Source organism: Arenibacter antarcticus, from assembly GCF_041320605.1.
Classification (GTDB): Bacteria; Bacteroidota; Bacteroidia; order Flavobacteriales; family Flavobacteriaceae; genus Arenibacter; species Arenibacter antarcticus.
Genome location: NZ_CP166679.1, coordinates 1,801,784 through 1,820,549 on the forward strand (window position 1 = coordinate 1,801,784; position 18,766 = coordinate 1,820,549).

Here is an 18,766-nt window from a genome sequence, read left to right on the forward strand (position 1 = left end):
CCTAATTTCTCCCGTCCAAGTTTCGGCATTGAAATAGGTCCTTGAAAATTTAAAATAGTTTGAGTTAGTTTGATTAAACCCGCAGCTATTGCGAATTTGCCTATTCGGGGGGAGGGGAAATTTATAATGGCTTCGGGTTTCCTATTGAATTACACGCTAAATAATAGGGAGTTATTTCTTCAATGGTATTGACAAGGATAGAAATTCAGTTTCCAAGTCCCGCATTTCCCTCTGTGTTGCGCCTAGTAAATCTAAGGTAATACTAGAATGTATCTTCGAAATAAATAGTGAGAATTCTGAATGATAAAAAAGCCGTTCTGTTCCAGTTAAGGAATAAAACGGCTTTTCATTAAATGAATAGTAAGACCTATAGGTCAAATTTTATGCCTTGTGCTAATGGAAGTTCAGTAGTGTAATTAATGGTGTTTGTCTGTCTTCTCATATATATCTTCCAGGCATCGGAACCGGACTCGCGTCCTCCTCCAGTTTCTTTCTCTCCTCCAAATGCGCCACCAATTTCGGCGCCAGAAGTTCCAATGTTTACGTTGGCGATACCACAATCGCTGCCATAGGTAGATAAAAAATGTTCTGCTTCCCTAAGGTTGTTGGTCATTATTGCGGAAGATAGGCCTTGAACTACCCCGTTTTGAATAGCAATGGCATTTTCAAGATCCCCAGAATACTTTAAGAGATAAAGAACGGGTCCAAAAGTTTCGTGCTGTACAATCTTATAGCTGTTTTGTGCTTCTGCAATGGCAGGCTTCACGTAGCATCCGCTCTCGTAGCCCTCGCCTTCTAAAACACCTCCATCAACTATTATTTTTCCGCCTTCTTCCACAACCTTTTTTAGGGCGTGATGGTAATTTTTCACGGCATCAGTATCGATTAATGGGCCAACATGGTTCTTTTCATCCAAAGGATTCCCGATTCGCAATTGCTTGTAGGCAGTTGTTACAGCTTCCTTCACCTTGTCGTAAATAGACTCGTGAATGATTAATCTTCGTGTTGAGGTGCAACGTTGACCAGCAGTGCCAACAGCTCCAAATACCGCCCCAATTACTGTCATTTTTATATCGGCATCAGGGGTTACTATAATTGCGTTATTTCCTCCTAACTCTAAAAGTGATTTGCCCAATCTGGCTGCTACGGCCTGAGCGACAATTTTTCCCATACGTATGGAGCCGGTGGCCGATATAAGAGGGACACGCCCATCATTGGTCATTAATTCCCCAACCTTATAATCCCCATTTATTAAACAGGAAATGCCTTCTGGGAGGTTATTTTCTTTAAATACCGCTGCAGCTATGTTTTGGCAGGCAATACCACATAGGGGTGTTTTTTCACTGGGTTTCCAGATGCAGACATCCCCGCAGATCCATGCTAGTGCAGTGTTCCAGGCCCAAACGGCTACTGGGAAGTTGAACGCGGATATAATGCCTACCGTACCCAAGGGGTGGTATTGTTCGTACATTCTATGGCCTGGCCTTTCTGAATGCATGGTAAGTCCATGCAGTTGTCTGGAGAGACCAACTGCAAAATCACATATATCTATCATTTCTTGTACTTCGCCAAGACCTTCCTGATAGCTTTTTCCCATCTCATAAGAAACCAGCTTTCCAAGAGGTTCTTTTAGCTCCCTAAGCTTATCCCCAAACTGCCTAACGATTTCGCCCCTTAGTGGAGCAGGTTTTGTTCGCCATTCCTTAAATGCAGTGGTAGCCGTTTCCATAACCTTTTCGTAATCGGCTTTGGAGGTGGTCTTTACTTTTGCAATTAAGGCACCGTCAACTGGTGAGAAAGATTCTATGACTTCCCCTGATGAAAAACTGTTGGAACCCGTTGAAGTTCCCTGATTTATATCTTTGATCCCTAAGGCGGTCAGGGCTTCTTGAATTCCAAATTCTTTTGCAATTTTTGACATTCTTAACTTTTTAGGTATTAATTGTGATATTTTCAAATTTACCAAATAATAAGCGTAAATAGGATGTGATCGACACTTAAGTTGGAAAAGTGATTACTTAGCGATCCCCACCCGAAATAAATCGGGGGTCCACAGGCATTACCGTTCCGCAGTTATTACAGGTTCGGAGCTCTTGTGAGCTGTAAAAGATTTTAAAATGTGCAAGAAAATCCTTTTCTATATCATTTAAAGTAAAATAGGTTTCATACAGTTTGTTATTGCAATTGTCGCAAAACCAAAGTAGTCCATCATCTACCTCCATGTCCGCTCTTTTTCGTTCAATTACCAATCCTATAGAGCCTTCATGCCTAACAGGTGAATGGGGAACCTTGGCAGGGTGGAGATACATATCCCCGGGACCCAAATGCATGGTTTTCTTTTCTCCATCCTCCTGAATGTGCACCTCGATATTTCCTTCCAGCTGATAAAATAGTTCCTCAGTCTCATTGTAATGATAGTCTTTCCTGGCATTTGGACCGGCTACCACCATTACAATATAATCTCCCGATTCTGTATAAAGGTTTTTATTGCCGACAGGGGGTTTTAGTATTTCCCGATTTTCTGAAATCCATCGACCCAAATTAAATGGCGGTTGTATAGACATGCTCGTTCCTGATTTTAAAAATTAATGTATGCGATATGGGCTAAATTGTAATTATAACCCTATAAATAAGTCCATGTCAAAAATAAGAAAAGTAGACTCATTTCAACAGAACTTAAAGAAATTTTGGAACTTGAGTTGAAAATTGCAACTATAGCTTTCAGGAAGGTTAACTATCTGTAGAAGAGATGTGTAAAATACAGTTTTCCTTGACCATTGCGCTTAACACTTACCGCAGTATGCGTAAATTCGCCTTCCATGGTCATGCGATGATCGGAACTAGCCAACCATTGTTGGAAGGCCTCTAAACCAGAGTCATAGTCTTTGGCTACATTTTCTGATACGTAGGTGGCATTTGCCGCGGAGGAGATATTGGAAGCGCGTACGCTAAAATTATCGTGATTGGCAGTGCCTTTGGCTATCATATAATCTGTGTGCTCGTTAGCTTGCGCATATGCCAAGTCGCTAAAATTCAACTCATTGAATCCTAGTGAACTTCGATGTTCATTAAGAAGCAATAATATTTGCTGTTCTACCTTTACCGCGTTTTCTGCTTCTTCAATAGCAATGGATTCGACAGTCTCCTTACTACAGGAACTTAATGCGCACGCGAACAAAAGCATTAATAAATAATGCGTTTTCATATAGTGTTCTCTTTGCAAGTAGGTAGAAGGGAAGAATGGGTATTCTTGTGTTCTGAAAAATTGGCTTCTCGTAACCAATCCTTGTAATGTTACAAAAAAATATTGAAATAACAATACAGTTTATATCAATATTGAATTATGTCGACTAATGAAACCTTCGCTTTGGTAAGGATTTTTGACTAAATCTTTCCTTTTGATTGCGTAAGAAATGATAGCGTTTGCCTAGTTTAAAATAAGTATCCCCGTCTAGTAAATGTTATATCTTTAGTGTGCCAAAGGTTGAAAAAAAGATGGGCAAACACGGAAATCCTTATATATTTACAAGGCCAAAAATATATTCCTATGAAATTACTTTTACGTAGCCTTATCTTGCTTTTTGTTCTAGGGTGCAACCAAAAACAAGATTCTGGCAAATTGACTTTGGATACTTTAAACCTTTACCAAGATTATATTACCGAAGTTACCCACGGAATAATTTCCGCCAAGTCAGATGTACGGATAGTATTAAAAACTCCGATGGATAAATGGGTAAATGGGCAGGAATTAAATAAGGAGCTTCTTAAGGTATCTCCCCAGACCAAAGGGAAAGTAATTGCTTTGGATGCAAGGACCATAGCCTTTGTCCCAGAAAAGAGATTTAAGCAGGATGCTAACTATGTGTTTACTTTGGATCTAGAAAGTTTAATGCCAGACCTGCCTAAAGAATTGTACAGTTTTACTTTTGGTGTAAAAACCCTAAAGCAGCAGTTTAATGTGTATACCCAGGCCATACAATCCTATTCCAAAGATTATCAATATTTGGAAGGCCAATTGATTACTTCGGATCAATTGACTTTGGAAGACGCCAAGAAATTAATATCCGTAACCCAAGAAGGCAAAACCATACCTCTTAAATTTGACAGAACCGTAAAGGAAGGTACCCAGTTTCCATTCAAAATAGATAGTATTTCCCGTTTTAAGGAAGATTCAGAATTGGTGGTTGTTTGGGATGGGTTTGATTTGGGAATTGACAGTTCTGGCAAGAATTCCCTAAAAATCCCAGGGAAGAGCAATTTTAGTATTTTGGATGTTGTTGTAGAAACCGGTGGCACCCAAGTGTTGCTTATCAATTTCTCTGATCCTTTAAAAAAAGGCCAAAACTTTAAGGGCTTGGTGCTATTGGAAGGCGACGATACTCCCAAGTATGCCATAGAAGGCAACGTTTTAAAAGTATATCCATCCAAGGAGATAAGTGGAGCTGTAGCACTAAACGTTTTTGAGGGTATACAAAGCGTGGACGGTCACCGATTAAAATCCAAGTACCACCAGCAGATAGCCTTTGAACAGGTGAAACCTGAAGTCAGGCTTCTGTCCAACGGCACCATTTTGCCTTCTTCCAATAATTTAAAAATAAATTTTGAAGCGGTAAATGTAAAATCTGTCCATGTTTCCGTACTGCGAATCTTTGAAAATAACGTCTTGCAATTCCTTCAACAAAATAGCATAGGTGAAAGTTACAATCTAAAGGCTGTGGCGCGTCCTATTGCTACTAAAACTATTGATCTAGGGGACAATATTGCTGTGCGAAGCGGTAAATGGACCGCCCATGCTCTAGATCTTAAAACGTTGATTAGACCTGAAGTTGGCGCTATTTACAGAGTAGAGCTAAGTATAAATCCATCCTTTAGCATTTACAAATGTGATGCTACCAATTTTATTGACGTACAGTTGGATGATTCAGATTTTGATGAAGAAAAAGAAATGAGTTCTTGGGACGGAGTAGCGGAATACTACAATGATTATTACGATAATTACGATTGGAACCAGCGAGATAATCCTTGCCACACCTCGTACTATTATAACAAGACCGTAGGAACCAATATTTTGGCTTCCGATATAGGGGTCACCATAAAAAGGGGAACCAACAAGAGTTATTTTATAGCAGTTAATAATATTGTAAATACGGAGCCGATACCGGGTGCCAAAGCCACTTTTTATAATTACCAACAGCAGCCATTAGGGGAGGTTACCACCGAAGTGGACGGGACCGCTAGGTATGACTCAGAGCATCTGGCCTTCTTTGCTGTAGTGGAAAGCCAGGGCCAAAAAACCTATGTTAAACTAAACGATGGCAATGTGCTTTCGGTGAGTAAGTTTAAGGTAGATGGGGCGTTGGTCCAGAAGGGGATAAAAGGATTTATTTTTGGGGAACGGGGCGTGTGGCGTCCAGGAGATAAGATATACCTCTCGTTTATGTTAAACGACAACGACAACAAACTCCCCGAGGGGCATCCTGTAAAATTAGAGCTTTTGGACCCCTACAATAAGGTGGTACACCGCCAGATAAACACCGGTGGGTTAAATAATTACTACAGTTTTCAATATAAGACCGATGAAAATGCCCCTACGGGTAATTGGTTGGCGAAAATTACAGTGGGTGGCGCTACGTTTACCAAATCCCTAAAAATAGAGACCATAAAGCCCAATAGGCTAAAGATCAAAACGGAATTTTCCCATGAGGTCCTCAGTAGCAAATCTCCAATTCAAGGTAAAATGGAAGTTGCATGGTTGCACGGGGCAGTGGCCAAAAATCTTAAGGCCGATATTACCGCTAAGTTTAAGGTTCAGAATACATCCTTTAAAGCATTTTCAAATTATACTTTTGATGATCCAACTCGGGCATTTACGATGGAGGATCAACTTATTTTTAACAATAAGATAGATGGGGATGGGAAGGCGAACTTTACAATGGATCCAAAATTTAATAGTCCTGCTCCTGGGATGTTGAGTGCTGTATTTGTGACCAAAGTCTATGAAAATGGCGGGGATTTTAGTACGGATGTATTTTCCAAACCTTTTTCGCCCTATCGGACCTATGTAGGGTTAAATGTGCCCAAGGGCGATAAAACTAAGGGTATGCTGCTTACCGATGTTCCCCATAACTTTGAGGTGGTTACTGTAGACGAAAATGGCAGCCCTAAACCTACGGAGAATTTAAAGGTGGTGATCTACAAAATCAATTGGAGATGGTGGTGGGAGACATCTCAGGAGAACCTTTCCAGCTTTAATAGCGATCAATATCAGGAGAAAGTATTGGAAAAGACCATTAGTACCGATTCTAAAGGGATGGGGGCATTTTCCTTTGAATTAAAATATCCTGATTGGGGAAGGTATCTGGTACGGGTAGAAGATCCCAAGGGACAGCATGCCACCGCTACGACCATTTATGTAGATTGGCCGGGCTGGGCAGGTAAGTCCAGGAAGAGCGATCCCTCTGCGGCGACCATGTTAATGTTCTCTACAGATAAGGAAAATTACAAGGTTGGCGAATCGGCCACGGTCACTTTTCCGAGTTCTATAGGTGGGAGGGCGTTGGTTACTATAGAAAATGGTGTTGAGGTCTTAGATGCGAGTTGGGTGAACACTACCCAAGGGGAAACTAAATTTAAAATTCCGATTACAGAACTGCACGCGCCCAATGTATTTATCAATATAAGCTTGTTACAGCCGCATGCTACTACCCTAAACGATAATCCTATTAGGTTGTATGGAATTGTACCTATATCAGTAGAAAATCCGGCGACAAAATTGGTGCCTTCCATTGATATGCCCAAAGTCTTAAGACCCGAAGAAAAGGTCACCATAAAGGTGAAGGAAAAGCAGGGCAGGGCTATGACTTATAGTATTGCCATGGTTGATGAAGGCTTGTTAGATTTAACACGTTTTGTAACTCCTGACCCATGGAAAACCTTTTATGCAAGTGAGGCATTAGGTGTTAAGAGTTGGGATATTTATGATGATGTTATAGGTGCTTTTGGAGGTAGGATAGATCAGGTATTCGCCATTGGTGGTGATGGGGAATTGGCAGGGGCGAAAAATAAAAAAGCAAATCGTTTTGAGCCCATGGTGGTGTTTTTGGGACCATTTTCCCTTAAAGCTGGCGAAGCCAAGGCTCATGAAATAAGCATTCCAAAATATGTGGGTTCTGTACGGACCATGGTAGTGGCGGGGAATCCCGAAAACGCTGCTTATGGGATGGTAGAAGAAACCACTCCTGTGCGCAAGCCTTTGATGGTCTTGGCTTCCTTACCTCGGAAAATTACACCTGGGGAAACAGTTACCTTACCTGTTACCGTATTTGCTATGGAAGATAAGGTGAAGGAGGTTAGTCTAAAAATAAAACCAGATCCCTCATTTAAGGTTTTAGGGAATGCAGTGCAAACCGTCTCGTTTACCAGCCCAGATGAAAAGATGGCTTATTTTCAATTGCAAGTGTCAGATTTTAAAGGAATAGGAAAGCTAAGGGTAGAAGCTTCGGGTAATGGGGAAAAAGCCTCTTTTGTCGTTGAGATCGATGTGGTGAATCCGAATCCGATAAGCACACAGACGGATGATCTTATCTTAGCGCCTAATGAGTCGAGCTCCCTTTCTCTTACTACCTTCGGTATAGCAGGAAGTAATTCGGCACAGCTAGAATTTTCTACCCTGCCACCTATGAATTTTAGTGGAAGAATGCAGTATTTAATCAACTATCCACATGGTTGTTTGGAGCAGATTATCTCTGGGGCTTTTCCACAATTATTCCTTGCCGATATCTTTGAATTAAATTCTACAAAGAAAAAGCAGATCCAACAGAATGTGGAAAGCACCATTAAAAGGTCGGGGGCCTATCAGCTTCCATCTGGGGGCTTTTCCTATTGGCCAGGACAGTACCAAGCCGATGACTGGAGTTCCTCCTTTGTTGGCCACTTTTTATTGGAGGCCGAGAAAAAAGGCTATGTATTGCCTATTGGATTTAAATCTACTTGGGTGAAATATCAACAGAATATAGCCAAGGCTTGGCGTGCCGAAACTACTACTTCCGATCTCGCCCAGGCATATAGACTATATACGCTGGCATTTTCAGGAAATGCGGACATTGCTTCGATGAACAGGCTTCGAGAAACAACTACGCTTACTAACGAAGGAAAATTTAGATTGGCCGCCACCTACGGATTGATCGGACAAACCAAAGTGGCGGAGGAAATCCTTAAATCCGCTAATTATAATCAGGAAGACAGGGTAAATTACTACAGTACCTATGGGTCAGCAGATCGAAATAGGGCTATGGCCTTAGAAACCTATGTGCTTTTAGGCAATAAAATTAAAGCACAGGAATTGGCAAAAATATTGGCAGAACGCTTATCAGAAGACCAATGGATGAGTACCCAGAGTACCGCTTACAGCTTATTGGCATTGGCCAAATTTGCAGAAATGATTGGTGGGAATGGAATAAAGGCCTCAGTTAAGGTCAACCAAAAAGCATCCAAAGTGGAGACCGATAAAACATTGGCGAATTTGGATTTGGAAATTAATAAGGGCATGAACACCATTGCAATAAAGAACAATGGTGATAACACCATATTTGTAAATATCATAAAGAGTGGTGTTTTACCCGTAGGCGAAGAAAAGGAGCTATCCCGGAACCTAGTGGCTAAAGTGGTTTATAAAGGTAGGGACGGTTCTATAATTGACCCCTCCATGGTAGGGCAGGGAACAAATTTTGTGGCAGAAGTTTCCCTGACAAATAGTAAAACGGCCTCCCTTAAAAATATTGCCCTCTCTCAAATTTTCCCCAGTGGTTGGGAAATTGTAAATACTCGCTTTACGGATTTTGGAGATTTCGCTGATAATGATGTAACCTATACCGACCTTAGGGATGACAGAGCCAACTTCTATTTCGATATGAAAGGAAACGAGACGAAGACCTTGCGGATATTGTTAAACGCCTCCTATTTAGGGAAATATTATTTACCGGGAATCCAGGCAGAGGCCATGTACGACAATGATTATTTTGTGCGTACCAAGGGGCAATGGATACAAGTGGTTCAGTAACGAAAATCCGCAGGATGAAAAATATACTCTGAATTTCTGCGCAACCAATTGAAGGATTTTGCATTCTAAGGGTTGACAATAAAAATCAATTTATGAAATTAAGAAGTGTTTTATCAGGATTTGGGACTCTTGTCCTTGTACTAGGTTTTAATAGCTGTGATGTCTCTAATGATACTGAATTTGTATGTCAGGAGGATTTCACGGGTGCTCTTGTGGAAAACGAAAATGTATTAGTGGGCAAATGGGAGCTCACTGCAATCGTAGCGGAAAAGGAAGTAGACCTAACCAGTGATAGTGAAAGCAACCCTAAAACGGATATTTATGTGCAATATTCCGAATGTGATAGGGATGCCAATTTTGTTTATACATCAGATAGGGGCTATACCAACTCTCAGGGACAGAGTGCAGAGAATTGCACCAATAAGGCAAAGTTTAGCGGTACATGGAAGCTAAATGGCAATGTTTTAAGTTTTGTAAACAATTGCTCTTCTCAGAATATGACTCTTGAATTCAATGAGGATAAATCTGCTTATTCCTTTACAGGGAATTATAATATAACGGATGCAAATGGGCAAAAGATCTTAACAGACATTACCTTTACATATTCTAAGGCTGACAGCGAAACAGAGCCTGTGGAATAGTTTTATCCGAATTTTTAAATATACCATGGATCGGACATTAGTGTTCGATCCATTTTTTTTTGAAAATTTTTTGCTTGATTTTAGAGCAAGAGTGGGGTTGTTGTTTTTTACACCCAAGAAGACAGGCAAAAGAAAGATTTTGTTGTTAGCTGTAGCCTAAAGATCCAGAAAGCTTCCTTCTTGTCCCTCCTCATTTCCATTAAGGGTACGAGTTTCTTTCAGTACCCTGCTAAATACAAAGGCACCTATTTCCTTTACTGGCGTATATAATCTAGATTCTTCCATAAATTCCGATTTAACAACACCTAGTTGATTATTGCCCTTGTCGAAAAAGATCAGTAATGCTCCCAGTATTACCGCAACTTTTAAGGTGCCAAACACAGCTCCAGCCAACTTGTTAAGCAGCCCCAACATGGCAAAGTTGGCTATTTTCGTCAATAACCTCCCTGCCAAAACAATGATTATCACTATGAGGATAAAGGTGATGATAAATGCAGAGGTGTTCATATAGCGTTCATCCCAATCCATGTTTTCGGATAGATATTCCCCAGCAATATAGGAGAAGTGGATAGCCCCATAAAGCCCTGCAATAACTGCTACCAAGGAGGCTAATTCTACAAAGAGGCCATTTCTAATGCCTTTGTAAAGTCCGTAAAGCAATAGAAGTCCTAAAATTATGTCCAATATTCCCATTCTAAATTTAGCTTTTGACAAATATAGAACTTTGATTTGTACCTTTGAAAAATTCTGTGCGTTCCCTATTTCAAATTCAGGCACCGCACAATGATCCGTAAATAAAACAATGTCTAGAGATATACAGTTAAAGGAAAGATGGAAGGTTTTGGTAGATAAGCTTTCTGCCCAGTTCGCGGATAACGACCCGTTGGAATTGGACGCGATAATATATTTGGTTGGAGTCCAGGAATTAGGGCAGATCCATAGAAAATATAAAAAGGACGAAAAATTAGACCTCATGCACATAGCTATCTGTAGGTTATTGGAGCCCTATGGTTATTATGAATTCGAATACTTCGATGAACAAGGTTGGCCACATTATATCATTAAGGAAGAATTACCAACTTTAAAGGCGGGGGAGCAATCTGTTTTGATGAAAGAGGCGATTGTGAGTTATTTCGTGGAAAAAGAATATATTTCCTAGGGAAAACTTTTGTTGAAGTGCTTTTTTGTACTGAGGTCCTCAGTTTATTTTTCTGTGGATTGGGAAGTTTGTCCAATTGTAGAAAGATTAAATTGTGGAGTGGGCAATTATCAAAACTTACTTGTCCAAAAAGGATATAAATATTGAAATGGTTAGAAATTATAGACTATCCAATCATGGTGTAATTACTCCTTTTTTTAGGAAAAAAAAGCACATCCTAATAGTTTCTATCCTAGTATCACTTTCCATTGCCTACTATTTTTGTTTGCCAGATAAACTTTTCAAGGTACCAACGGCAACGGTAGTAGAAAGCAGTTCTGGGCAGCTCTTAGGAGCCCTTATAGCGGAAGATGGCCAGTGGCGGTTTCCCGTGGTGGATAGCGTGCCCCATAAATTTGAAGTTAGCATCCTGAATTTTGAGGATGCTCATTTTTATAGGCATCCCGGCTTCAATCCCGTCTCTATGGCCAAGGCAATTAGATCTAATTGGAGGGCAGGAGAGACAGTAAGAGGGGGAAGTACGCTTTCCCAGCAGTTAATACGAATGTCTCGCCATCAGCAACAGAGAACCTATTGGGAGAAAATTAAAGAATTGGTGCTTGCCACTAGGTTGGAATTGCGATTTTCTAAAAAGGAAATACTAAAGAGCTATGCAAGTCACGCTCCCTTTGGGGGGAACGTTGTGGGTCTGGAAATGGCGACATGGCGCTATTTTGGATTGCAACCCCATCAACTGTCTTGGGCAGAAGCCGCTACATTGGCCGTTTTGCCCAATGCCCCTAGCCTGATTTATCCAGGTAAGAACCAGGAAAAATTATTGGAGAAAAGAAATAGATTGCTCCATAAATTACATAAGAACCACTACCTAGACAGTCTTACCTACCAGCTTTCGCTGCTGGAGAAGTTGCCCAATAAACCGTTTAATGTTCCTAATAAAGTGCCTCATTTGCTGCAATTCTTAGCAAAAGGAAATAGGGGGGAGCGTATCACCACAACCGTGGATCCATACCTACAAACCACAGTGAATGCAATAGTGAATAACCATCACAAGGTGCTAAGGCAGAATCAGGTTCACAATGCAGCAGTCCTTGTTATGGATGTAAATAGCAGGAAGGTGCTGTCCTATGTGGGTAACACCACAGCAGGAGCGGATCATGAGGAGAATGTAGATATGGTACATGCCAATCGCAGTACGGGAAGTGTAATAAAGCCTCTGTTGTATGCCGCTATGATAGATGCTGGGGAATTGTTGCCAGGGATGCTGGTCCCAGATGTCCCTACACATATCGCTGGTTATACCCCTGAAAATTTTGACCGTTCTTATAGTGGTGCGGTACGGGCGGATAGGGCCTTGGCAAGGTCCTTGAATATTCCCTCAGTACGATTGTTGCAGTCTTATGGATTACAAAAATTTAGAGATCAATTGGACTTCTTTAAACTTAAGGGACTCAATAGACCCGCAGATCATTATGGTTTGACGCTGATTCTTGGTGGGGCCGAAAGTAATTTATGGGATCTTTGTAAAACCTATGCCTCCTTAGCGTCTACCATTAATCATTTTAACAAAACCTCCAGTGAATACTATATTGACGAATTTGTAGAACCCGTGCTCCGTATGGGTTTCGATGCCGATTTTGGGAAGAAATCCACAGAAAAAACCTTATTCGACGCAGCCAGTATCTATCTTACTTTTGAAGCTATGAAGGATTTAAATAGACCAGAAGGGAGCGAATCGTGGGAGTTTTATGATTCTTCCAAGAAAATCGCTTGGAAAACAGGGACTAGCTTCGGAAATAAGGATGCTTGGGCTATTGGCGTAACAAAAGATCATGTTGTTGGTGTTTGGGTAGGGAATGCCGATGGGGAAGGAAGGCCCAATATGATGGGATTGAACACCGCGGCACCTATTTTATTTGATGTATTTGATGTGCTGCCCACCTCTTCTTGGTTTCAGGCTCCTGAAGATGAGTTTACCACTATTGATGTATGTGCCGAAAGCGGGTATTTGGCTTCCGCTATTTGTCCCAAAAGCAGCATCCGTATCCCAAATAAAAAACAGTATGTACCCGTTTGTGACTATCATAGGCTGGTGCATTTAGACCAAAGTGGAAGGTTCAGGGTAAATTCGTCTTGTGGGAATCCTGCGGAAATTAGGACTGAACCTTGGTTCGTATTACCTCCTTTAATGGGGTATTACTATCAAAGAAGCCACCCTTCTTATGTTATGTTGCCCCCATTTAAGTCCAGTTGTAAGCAAACTGGAATACCAGAGATGGCATTTATTTATCCTAAGGATGGGAGCAGGATTACCCTAACCAAGAATTTCGGAGGGGAAACTGGGGAATTGGTGATTAAACTTGCCCACGCGAAGCCCGGTACCACTGTGTATTGGTATTTAAACGATACCTATCTTGGGGAGACTGTTAATTACCATGAGCGGGGACTTATTCCCGAGAAAGGTAGGCACCGAATAACCGCAGTAGACGGGTCGGGAAATGAAATTATGGTTAACATTACCATAGAGTAGGATTTCTCTTTTGATATCGCATTGCAAAACTATATCTTTAAAGGACTAAGGATCAAAGAGCAATTTCTTTATTCCCCCACGGAATAATTTAAGAAAGATGAAAAGAAACATACGATTTTCCAATTTGGATAGGCAAAATGCTATTGCAAAACTAAAAGAAGAGACTTTTGATCTTGTAGTTGTGGGTGGTGGGATAACAGGAGGAGGAATTGCGCTAGACGCTGCCGCCAGAGGACTAAAAGTGGCCTTGGTAGAAAAGTACGACTTTGCCTCAGGAACCAGTAGCAAATCTACTAAATTGATACATGGGGGGTTGCGTTACCTAAAGCAGTTCGATTTTTGGTTGGTAAAGGAAGTGGGGTCGGAACGTGCCATTGTGCACAAATTAGCGCCGCATTTGGTATTGCCAGAGAAAATGTTGTTGCCACTGATAGAAAATGGATCCTACGGAAAATGGCTTACTTCTATTGGTTTGAAAGTATACGATATCCTAGCTCAAGTATCTGGGGATGATAAGCGAAAAATGTTGGAAAAGAAGGAAGCCCTAAAGTTGGAGCCGCTTTTGCCTAAAAAAATTCTTAAAGGTGCTGGGTATTATGCGGAGTACCGTACCGATGATGCCCGATTGACTTTGGAAACTATAAAGACTAGCCTACAGTACGGGGCTACTGCCATTAATTATGCCGAAGTTTCCCAGTTTATTTATGACAATGATAAAGTTGCAGGGGTTAAGGTGATAGATCATATTGGCACTAGTGAGTTTAAAATAAGATCCAAATATGTGATCAGTGCAGCAGGGCCGTGGGTAGACGAGCTTAGGGCGCTCAATAATTCCCAAAAAGGCAAGCGGCTACATCTTACAAAAGGGGTTCACTTGGTTTTCCCTTATGAAAAGTTACCTGTAAAACAATCGGTTTATTTTGATATTCCGGACGGTAGGATGATGTTTGCCATCCCTAGAGGTAAAGTCACCTATGTGGGCACTACAGATACCAATTTCAATGAAAATAAGGATAGGGTAAGGGTTAATATGGCAGATGCCATTTATTTAATTTCCGCTGTAAACAATATGTTTCCGAAAATTAATTTGGGACTAGATGATATAATTTCCTCATGGGCAGGATTGCGGCCCCTGATCCATGAAGAAGGGAAATCAGCTTCCGAACTCTCCAGAAAGGATGAGATTTTTACCTCCGATTCCGGATTAATTAGTATTGCTGGAGGTAAACTCACAGGCTACAGAAAAATGGCGGAAAGAGTAGTGAATAGGGTGGCGAAAAGGATGGTGGAAGATTTTGACATTAAAATAGAAGAATGTACCACGATTGAAATTCCATTATGTGGGAACGATTTTAAGAAATACAAACAGGTTGAAAAATATATTTCACAAATACATGAAAGGCTGGCTCCTGATGGTTTTACAGCATATTATGCTTGGTATTTGGTAACTAATTATGGAAAACAGACGGAAACTATTTTGGCAGAATATGACAAGCAGAAAGACAATGACCATGTTGTAGGTATGGCCAAGGCCGAATTGCATTTTACAATTGATCATGAAATGGTAAGTACTCCTATGGATTTTTTTATCAGAAGAACAGGCCGACTCTATTTTGATATTGAAAGTGTGAAAAAACTAATGGACCCCATACTGGAAGAATTTCGGCAGATTTATAAGCTGGATAAGGACATTATTGACCATTATAGAAAAACCCTGAAACTAGAAATAGAGGAACATTCCAATTTTTCCTTGAGCCGAGATTAAGTTGCTAACTCTGGTGTTATAAGTTATTTTACTTATAATTACCGCTAGGATTAATCCAATTTATCAGTCAATTCCTTGAAAACTATCTTGGGGTTTTTATGCTCATAAAGAACCTCGTATACCGCAGTTAGGATTGGGGTTTTCGACTGTTTCTTGTGTTTGGAAATAATTAAATGGGCACTTTTAGTGGCGTAGTACCCCTCGGCAACCATTTTCATTTCCATCATGGCGCTTTTTACTGTGTATCCTTTCCCGATCATGTTGCCGAACATACGGTTGCGGCTAAAAACGGAATACCCAGTTACCAAGAGATCGCCCAGATAAGCCGAGTTGTTGATGTTGCGTTTCATTTTGTGCACACGCTTTATATAGCGTTTCATTTCCCTAATGGCATTGCTCATCAATACACTTTGAAAATTGTCTCCATACCCAAGACCGTGAGCAATTCCGGCTGCTATGGCATAAATATTTTTTAACATGGCAGCATATTCCGTACCTATAATATCATCTGATATTTTGGTCTTAATATAATCACTACTTAAATGCTTGGCTACCAATTGTGCCTTTTCGGTGTCTGCACAGGCAATGGTTAAATAGGAGAGTCGCTCTAAGGCTACTTCCTCAGCATGGCAGGGCCCTGTAATTACACCTATATTTTCGAAGGGGATATTATAGTTGATATTAAAATGTTCCCCTACAATTAAATTAGTTTCCGGGACAATTCCCTTAATGGCAGAAAAAACAATCTTGTCCTTAATGTCTGTAGTCAATTCTTTTAACTCCGAATCCAAAAAGGCGGAAGGAATGGCGAAAATAAGGACGTCTGCATTGGAAATAGCTACATTAATATCATCGGTAAGCATTAATTGTTCCGTCCGAAATTCTACGGAGCTTAGGTAATTAGGGTTGTGTCCTTGAGTCCTAATGTGTTCAATGGCATCTGTATTTCGCATATACCACTGCACCACATCCGTATTTTCGGTCAGCATTTTTACAATGGCCGTAGCCCAGCTTCCCCCTCCCAATACAGCAAATTTCATATCATTCTTCATCGTCATAAAAGTATCTTTTTTTTTCTTGCCCCATTTCATTAGACCAACACAAGGTCGCTACAAAAGAAATAAAACGGGACTCAATTGTTTATTCCGATTTATCGGAACACACGTCCTAATAACAAATAGAAATAGTTATCCTTCCCGAAATTTTTGTTTTAAAGGCCGGCAATGTAGGACGGATTTTTGGAGTTTCAAAGGAGTTGCACGGTATAATGGGTGTTAAAATTCATTAGTAAGCCGCTTGTATTATTTTGGGACTAACGAAAATATTAAAATTCACGAACATGGAAACAACTATAAATCAAGTAATTGCAAAAAACGGCACGATGATTGGTTTAAACAACTTTGATAACCGAAAAATGCAAACTTATGAAAACATTAAAATTAGTATTCTTAATAGTATTAATGGGAACCTTGGTCACAAGTTGTTATACGGAAGTTATTGTTGAGGATGATTATGTACTGGAAGCAGGCCCAAATTTAAGAAATTTAATGCAGTCTTATGAATTGTGGTATGTAGATATAAACGCTACCGAAGGAAAAGGAGAGGTACCCTTTCTTCAACGTGCATTTACGGTATCTTTTAATGAGGGAACCATGTATGCGAACAACAATTTGGCCGGTTTTGGGAAAACAGGGAATGGTTTTGGGATCCAAGTCGGGTTTTTTAACACTGCCAAGGGTTGGTTAAATATAGATCACGATGTAGAAGGTTTATGGGGCTTGGAGGTGTTTGTCGTAAATAATAATACCATAGAAATCTACGATGCCAATAGCGATACTTCATATTTTTTAAGGGGCTACCAAAGAAACAACTTTAATTATGACAAGGTTTTTTACGATAATCTTCAATATTATCTTCAGGAATATGATCTATGGGAAAAAGTGAGCACTAGTGTAGAAGGAGCGATAAACGAATTTGATGATGAAAATTATTTACAGTTTTTTGCCGATGGGAATGGTAATGGGTTCCGTTCCTCATTGGACGCTAATGGAATTGCTTTAAATAAGGTACTTTGGGATTACAAAGGGGGTTATGAGGTTTTTAATATTCCCAACAATGATCTGGTTAAAGCCGTAACCCTAGATTATGATTTTATGGGCAGTGATTATTTTGAGCTGTACGTAATAAATGATAGCACCTTGGAACTATACCACACCGGTAGCGGTACCGTGTACACTTTTAAGGGGAGGGGATTTATCACTTACCTAAAATCTGGCAGCTCACCAACAGGTAAAAAAAGGAGGAAATCTACAAATACAACTATGAATGTGTCGGTAAAAAGAAAGAATTAAAATGAGCATTTTATCTCCAATATTGGAGATGAAATTTTGATGAAGTTTTTGGTTGGTTAATGAGAACCGTCCCTATGTTTTATTAGGGGCGGTTTTTACATTGTTGTCTTTTGAATATTTCTTTTAAAATCTGAGGGATTTTGATCCGTTAATTTTTTAAAGATTCTATTAAAATAGGAGAGACTTTCAAAACCAGATTCAAAACAAGTCTCGCTAACATTTTTGCCCATAAGCAGTAAGCGCTTGGCCCGACTTATCCGATATTGGTTTAGAAAATGAATAAAGGTATTGCCGGTTGCCTTTTTAAAATACCTGCAAAAAGCTGATTTCTCCAGATTGCATAGGTGGGCCACTTGGTCCAGGCTTATTTTGTGTTGGTAGTTATCGTCTACAAATGCATACACCTTTCCCAATCGCTCCTGTTCCTTTTTAGAGTAATTGTTAATTACCGGATCGGGATGTAAAAGTTGATATTCCTCGCTATCAGCCAAAATGCTTAAAATATGAAGCACTTCCAAAAATTGTTGGAATGTGGGCATTCCAAATAACTCTTGAATTCTTTTTCCGATGTCGGCCTTTGTATTACCGTGAAAAACTAATCCATGTTGGGACCTTTCTAGGAGCTCATAAATTTTGGAGAACTCTGGCATTTCCTTGAAAACCTTGTTTTTAAAATTCGGTTTTAGATGTAAGACCTCTTTTTTATAATCTGATTTTACTCCATAATCAAAATTTAAATGGGGAATATTGGAGCCTATCAATACAAGGTCGCTTTCCTTATAGGGAGAGATGTGGGTGCCCACGTGGCGGGTTCCGCTTGCCCCCTCTATATAGACCAATTCGTATTCTGGGTGAAAATGCCAATAAAACAGGTCGTTCAACCTGGGATGATGCAATAAATAAAATGACCTTTCTTCACTGGACCCTATTTTTTCAAGTTGAATTTTCATACCGCTTTATGACAAAATTGCTCAGGAAGCTAGATTAACACTGCTTATGAAGTCAATATAATTCAAATTATGGTCAATATCAAGGTGGTTTCCATTTTAGGTGATTATTACATTTACGTAGGCCTATTAGGTAATGTAGCATTTCTTTTTTGAAAAAAATGTAAACAGCCCTTATTCCAAATCAGTTATTATGAAATAAGCACGATTGAAATCTGATCGCAAATACGAATGAAGATTTGCGAACCTGACTGCCGTCAGGCAAGTTTACCTGCCGTAGGTAGGTTTACCTAACTGTACTGGAGTTTACTTACCGGA

The 18,766-nt window shown here is 40.1% G+C and carries 12 protein-coding genes; 6 read left to right on the forward strand and 6 right to left on the reverse strand.

What is annotated here, in order from left to right:
- Nucleotides 1–367 precede the first annotated feature (367 nt).
- The 3 genes from KCTC52924_RS07425 to KCTC52924_RS07435 all read right to left on the reverse strand — a co-directional run bounded on the left by KCTC52924_RS07425 (nt 368) and on the right by KCTC52924_RS07435 (nt 3,205).
- Nucleotides 368–1,921 carry an aldehyde dehydrogenase family protein gene (locus KCTC52924_RS07425; RefSeq protein WP_251806091.1) on the reverse strand — a complete coding sequence of 518 codons (1,554 nt, stop codon included), beginning with the start codon at nt 1,919–1,921 and terminating at the stop codon, nt 368–370.
- A 97-nt stretch (nt 1,922–2,018) separates the two neighbouring features.
- On the reverse strand, nt 2,019–2,564 hold the full coding sequence (locus KCTC52924_RS07430; RefSeq protein WP_251806092.1) for a 3-hydroxyanthranilate 3,4-dioxygenase: 546 nt from the start codon (nt 2,562–2,564) through the stop codon (nt 2,019–2,021).
- Between the two features lie 170 nt (nt 2,565–2,734).
- Complete coding sequence (locus KCTC52924_RS07435; RefSeq protein WP_251806093.1) at nt 2,735–3,205, reverse strand: CAP domain-containing protein; 471 nt, start codon at nt 3,203–3,205, stop codon at nt 2,735–2,737.
- 342 nt (nt 3,206–3,547) lie between these two features.
- Between KCTC52924_RS07435 and KCTC52924_RS07440 the strand changes: the two genes are divergently transcribed.
- The gene (locus tag KCTC52924_RS07440; RefSeq protein WP_251806094.1) at nt 3,548–9,058 is read left to right on the forward strand and encodes an alpha-2-macroglobulin; all 5,511 of its coding nucleotides are present in this window, start codon (nt 3,548–3,550) and stop codon (nt 9,056–9,058) included.
- 92 nt (nt 9,059–9,150) lie between these two features.
- Nucleotides 9,151–9,699: a DUF5004 domain-containing protein gene (locus KCTC52924_RS07445; RefSeq protein ID WP_251806095.1), complete on the forward strand. Its 549-nt coding sequence runs from the start codon at nt 9,151–9,153 to the stop codon at nt 9,697–9,699.
- 156 nt (nt 9,700–9,855) lie between these two features.
- Here the strand turns inward: KCTC52924_RS07445 and KCTC52924_RS07450 are convergent, their stop codons facing one another.
- Nucleotides 9,856–10,413, reverse strand: a complete 558-nt coding sequence (locus KCTC52924_RS07450; RefSeq protein WP_370671524.1) for a CvpA family protein — start codon at nt 10,411–10,413, stop codon at nt 9,856–9,858.
- Between the two features lie 88 nt (nt 10,414–10,501).
- Between KCTC52924_RS07450 and KCTC52924_RS07455 the strand changes: the two genes are divergently transcribed.
- The 3 genes from KCTC52924_RS07455 to KCTC52924_RS07465 all read left to right on the forward strand — a co-directional run bounded on the left by KCTC52924_RS07455 (nt 10,502) and on the right by KCTC52924_RS07465 (nt 15,150).
- The gene (locus KCTC52924_RS07455) at nt 10,502–10,858 is read left to right on the forward strand and encodes a hypothetical protein (protein WP_251806096.1); all 357 of its coding nucleotides are present in this window, start codon (nt 10,502–10,504) and stop codon (nt 10,856–10,858) included.
- 148 nt (nt 10,859–11,006) lie between these two features.
- Nucleotides 11,007–13,385 (forward strand): penicillin-binding protein 1C, encoded by a 2,379-nt coding sequence (gene pbpC, locus KCTC52924_RS07460; RefSeq protein ID WP_251806097.1) that lies wholly within the window; start codon nt 11,007–11,009, stop codon nt 13,383–13,385.
- A gap of 97 nt (nt 13,386–13,482) precedes the next feature.
- Nucleotides 13,483–15,150: a glycerol-3-phosphate dehydrogenase/oxidase gene (locus tag KCTC52924_RS07465; RefSeq protein WP_251806098.1), complete on the forward strand. Its 1,668-nt coding sequence runs from the start codon at nt 13,483–13,485 to the stop codon at nt 15,148–15,150.
- Nucleotides 15,151–15,200: 50 nt separating this feature from the next.
- On the opposite strand, the gene KCTC52924_RS07470 is transcribed toward KCTC52924_RS07465, so the two are convergent.
- The gene (locus tag KCTC52924_RS07470; RefSeq protein WP_251806457.1) at nt 15,201–16,202 is read right to left on the reverse strand and encodes an NAD(P)H-dependent glycerol-3-phosphate dehydrogenase; all 1,002 of its coding nucleotides are present in this window, start codon (nt 16,200–16,202) and stop codon (nt 15,201–15,203) included.
- Nucleotides 16,203–16,574: 372 nt separating this feature from the next.
- Between KCTC52924_RS07470 and KCTC52924_RS07475 the strand changes: the two genes are divergently transcribed.
- Complete coding sequence (locus tag KCTC52924_RS07475; protein WP_251806099.1) at nt 16,575–17,501, forward strand: nicotinic acid mononucleotide adenyltransferase; 927 nt, start codon at nt 16,575–16,577, stop codon at nt 17,499–17,501.
- Between the two features lie 95 nt (nt 17,502–17,596).
- Here KCTC52924_RS07475 and KCTC52924_RS07480 read toward each other — a convergent pair whose 3' ends face one another.
- Nucleotides 17,597–18,451, reverse strand: a complete 855-nt coding sequence (locus KCTC52924_RS07480) for an AraC family transcriptional regulator (RefSeq protein WP_251806100.1) — start codon at nt 18,449–18,451, stop codon at nt 17,597–17,599.
- Nucleotides 18,452–18,766 lie beyond the last annotated feature (315 nt).

Bases quoted from the DNA above. Each gene is read 5' to 3' on its own strand.
- KCTC52924_RS07435 (WP_251806093.1), bottom strand. From the start codon at position 3,205: ATGAAAACGCATTATTTATTAATGCTTTTGTTCGCGTGCGCATTAAGT.
- KCTC52924_RS07475 (WP_251806099.1), top strand. From the start codon at position 16,575: ATGAAAACATTAAAATTAGTATTCTTAATAGTATTAATGGGAACCTTG.
- KCTC52924_RS07470 (WP_251806457.1), bottom strand. From the start codon at position 16,202: ATGAAGAATGATATGAAATTTGCTGTATTGGGAGGGGGAAGCTGGGCT.
- KCTC52924_RS07425 (WP_251806091.1), bottom strand. From the start codon at position 1,921: ATGTCAAAAATTGCAAAAGAATTTGGAATTCAAGAAGCCCTGACCGCC.
- KCTC52924_RS07455 (WP_251806096.1), top strand. From the start codon at position 10,502: ATGTCTAGAGATATACAGTTAAAGGAAAGATGGAAGGTTTTGGTAGAT.
- KCTC52924_RS07440 (WP_251806094.1), top strand. From the start codon at position 3,548: ATGAAATTACTTTTACGTAGCCTTATCTTGCTTTTTGTTCTAGGGTGC.
- KCTC52924_RS07430 (WP_251806092.1), bottom strand. From the start codon at position 2,564: ATGTCTATACAACCGCCATTTAATTTGGGTCGATGGATTTCAGAAAAT.
- pbpC (WP_251806097.1), top strand. From the start codon at position 11,007: ATGGTTAGAAATTATAGACTATCCAATCATGGTGTAATTACTCCTTTT.
- KCTC52924_RS07445 (WP_251806095.1), top strand. From the start codon at position 9,151: ATGAAATTAAGAAGTGTTTTATCAGGATTTGGGACTCTTGTCCTTGTA.
- KCTC52924_RS07480 (WP_251806100.1), bottom strand. From the start codon at position 18,451: ATGAAAATTCAACTTGAAAAAATAGGGTCCAGTGAAGAAAGGTCATTT.
- KCTC52924_RS07465 (WP_251806098.1), top strand. From the start codon at position 13,483: ATGAAAAGAAACATACGATTTTCCAATTTGGATAGGCAAAATGCTATT.